We start from the raw sequence: 3,157 nt of genomic DNA on the forward strand, positions 1-3,157 counted from the left end.
GGTCAGCGCCGCCGCCGGGTCCTGCACCGGGTCGTAGGCCGACGGCGACTGGACCAGGCCCGCCAGCAGGGCCGCCTCCGGCAGCGACAGCTGGTCGGCGTGCTTGCTGAAGTACAGCTCCGAGGCGGCCTCGACGCCGTAGGCGCCGCCGCCGAAGTAGGTGATGTTCAGGTAGTTGGCGAGGATCTGCTGCTTGCTGAGCTTCTGCTCCAGTGCGATCGCGTACTTCAGCTCCTGGATCTTGCGCCCGAGCGTCTGCCGGGTCGCCTCGGCCACCGCCGCGGAGCTGTCCCCGGCCTCCTCGATGAAGACGTTCTTGACGTACTGCTGAGTCAGCGTGGACCCGCCCTGGGAGACGCCGCCGTTGGCGCCGTCCTTGAGCAGGGCGCGCAGCGTGCCCTGCAGGTCGATGGCGCCGTGCTGGTAGAAGCGGTGGTCCTCGATGTCCACCAGCGCGTTCTGCATCACGGGCGCGATCTTGGCGAGTGGCACGACCGTGCGGTCCCGGGAGTAGACGGTGGCGATCACGCCCCCGTCGGCGTCGTAGATCTTCGACGCCTGCGAGAGCGTCGGCACGGCCAGGTCGCCCGGCAGGTCGTTGAAGCTGTCGGCGGCGCCCTTGACGCCCAGGCCCACGCCGCCGACGGCGGGGAGGGCGAGGCCCGCCACCACCGCGCCCGCCAGGGCGCTGGTGCCCACCAGCTGGGCCGTGAGGAGGAGCTTGCGCCCGACGCGTCGGGGCGAGTGCTGCTGGGATATGCCGGGGTTCTGGGAGCGCTCTGGTGCCACGGACCAACCCTACGTACCAAGATCAGCGAATTCGTTCGTGCAGCGTCACAACTGTGCGACAACCCGCTGTGAGCGAGCTGTCACCGCCGTGGGGCGAGCCGCCCTCGGCCGAAGGGGTGATCTGCGCCTGACATGCCGTCATCCTCCGGTGGGACCAGGGGATGTGTGCGGTTCGGAGACGTACGATGCTGCCGCAGAAATCAGTACATTTTAGGACTTGTAAGTCCCAGCCTGCTTTCAGAATCGGCGGTGTGCATGAAACCGAAGCTCCGTAAGAGTCGGCTGCGGCCCTGGGCCGCCGCCTGCGTCGCGCTCGTGACCGCGGCGAGCGTGGCGGCCACCGCGCCCGCGGCGCTCGCGGGGGAGGAGCGGCACGCCGCCCCGCTCCCGCCCGCCGTCGAGGCGATCATGCACAAGCCGGGCTACGAGCACGCCCAGTGGGGACTGTACGAGGTCGACCCCTCGGACGGGACGGTGATCCACTCCCAGTTCGCGCGGCAGTCCTTCGTGCCCGGCTCGGACACCAAGCTGGTCACCATCTCGGCCGCCTGGCACAGCCTTGGCCCCGACCACCGCTTCACCACGCCCGTCTACGCGACCGGCACGCGTCGCGGTTCGACGCTGGACGGGAACCTGGCGCTGGTGGCCCAGGGCGACCTCACCATGGGCGGCCGGACCAAGCCGGACGGCTCGGTGGACTACACCAACGTCGACCACACGTCCGCCAACGACCTGCCCGGCGCCACCCTCACCCCGGAGAACCCGCTCGCGGGCCTGAACCAGATCGCGCGGCAGGTGCGCCGGTCCGGCATCACCCGCGTCAACGGGAACGTGGTGATCGACCCCAGGATCTTCACGCCGCCGGCCCTGAACCCGCAGCCCACCCCGCTGATCATCAACGACAACCTGATCGACCTGCTGACCACCCCGACCACCCCCGGCCACGCGGCCAAGCTGTTCTGGCGTCCGCAGGTCGCGCCCTACCGCGTGGTCTCGCATGTCAGGACCGTGGCGGCGGGCGGCACGACCAACATCTCCGTCACCACCTCCCCGGACGGCACCAGGATCTGGCTGTCCGGCACCATCGCGGCCGGGAGCCAGCCCCTGCTGCGCACCTCCGACATCCAGGACCCCAACGCCTTCGGCCGCACCGCGCTGATCGAGGCGCTCGGCCGCGCGGGCGTCTCCGTCAGCGCCGTGCCGACCGGCCGCAACCCGGTGCGCACGCTGCCCCCGTCCTACGGCGGCGACCCGCGGGTGGCGGCCTTCGTCTCCCCGCCCTACCGGCAGTACGCCAAGCTCATCCTGAAGGTCAGTCACAACCTCGGCGCCAACCTGGCCCTGTGCAACATGGCGGTCCTGGTCGGCAGCAAGGACTGCATCGGCGCCGGATTCGCGGTCGAGCACCACTTCCTGACCAAGGTGGCGCACGTCGACCCGACCCAGTTCGCGCTCGACGACGGGCGCGGCGGCGACGCGACGGAGAAGGCCACCCCGGTGGGCCTCGCCGAGATCCTGGGCTACTGGCTGCACACCCCGGACGCGACGGCCTTCCGGTACTCGCTGCCCATCCTGGGGGTCAACGGCTCGAACGCGATCTCCTGCCCGGACTGCCCGGCCAAGGGCAAGGTCTTCGCCAAGCCCGGGACCGTCATCGGCGTCGACGACCTCAACAGCCGGCTCGCCGTGGCGGACCAGAGCCAGGCGGGCTACCTGCTGACCAACGACGGCCACCTGGTCGTCTTCGTGGTCCTCGTCAACTCCGCGACCGCCCCCGACCTCAACGGCACGATCCGGATCTTCGACGACACCAACCAGATCTCCGCGCTGCTGCAGGAGGAGGCCTCGGAGCACCTGTAGCGGCGCTCGGAGGAACGTCTACGGGAACGACACAGAGCCCCGCCGGTCCGCGGACCGGCGGGGCTCGTTCGTGTCGGCGCGTCAGCGCGCCCTGTGGTCGGCGCCTGCGACCGCGTGCGGCGGTGCGAGGCCGCCGGTGTCGATCGGGTCGTCCTGGACGGCCCGCGCGATGCCGATCGCGGCGCCGACGGCGAGGACGGCCAGCGCGACGATCGCGGTAGGGCGTCGCAACTTCGCGAAGTACCTCATGTTCCCCCCTTGGACAGTGCCGACAGCAGTGTCCGCCGCCGGGCCGCCCGGAGGAAACAGCTCCGCTCAGCGCGGCACGGCCGCGCCCGCGGCCGTCAGCCCTGGCGCGGACCGCGCTGGCGCGGCGGGTTGCGGCGCTCGCGCTCGGGCCGGTTCGCGTCGGCCTGGCGGGGCCGGGAGCGCGCCGGACGCCGCGGGGCCGGGGTGCGGGACGCGGCGGGGGCCGCGCTCGCGGGCGGGGGCGGCGGGGGGGGGGTGA

Annotated in this window: 3 protein-coding genes; 1 reads left to right on the plus strand and 2 read right to left on the minus strand. The window is 71.8% G+C overall.

The annotated features are described in order from the left end of the window. On the minus strand, positions 1–672 hold a 672-nt coding region (locus TR48_RS06090), incomplete at its 3' end, for a transglycosylase domain-containing protein (RefSeq protein ID WP_439654441.1). A gap of 372 nt (positions 673–1,044) precedes the next feature. Between TR48_RS06090 and dacB the strand changes: the two genes are divergently transcribed. After that, a complete protein-coding gene (gene dacB / locus TR48_RS06095) occupies positions 1,045–2,649 on the plus strand; it encodes a D-alanyl-D-alanine carboxypeptidase/D-alanyl-D-alanine endopeptidase (protein ID WP_052442430.1) in 1,605 nt (534 codons plus the stop codon). Positions 2,650–2,730: 81 nt separating this feature from the next. Here dacB and TR48_RS42980 read toward each other — a convergent pair whose 3' ends face one another. Next, the gene (locus TR48_RS42980; protein ID WP_161789782.1) at positions 2,731–2,898 is read right to left on the minus strand and encodes a hypothetical protein; all 168 of its coding nucleotides are present in this window, start codon (positions 2,896–2,898) and stop codon (positions 2,731–2,733) included. Positions 2,899–3,157: the final 259 nt, after the last annotated feature.

Origin of the sequence: Streptacidiphilus neutrinimicus (assembly GCF_000787815.1) — a bacterium.
In the GTDB taxonomy this organism is placed as follows: domain Bacteria; phylum Actinomycetota; class Actinomycetes; order Streptomycetales; family Streptomycetaceae; genus Streptacidiphilus; species Streptacidiphilus neutrinimicus.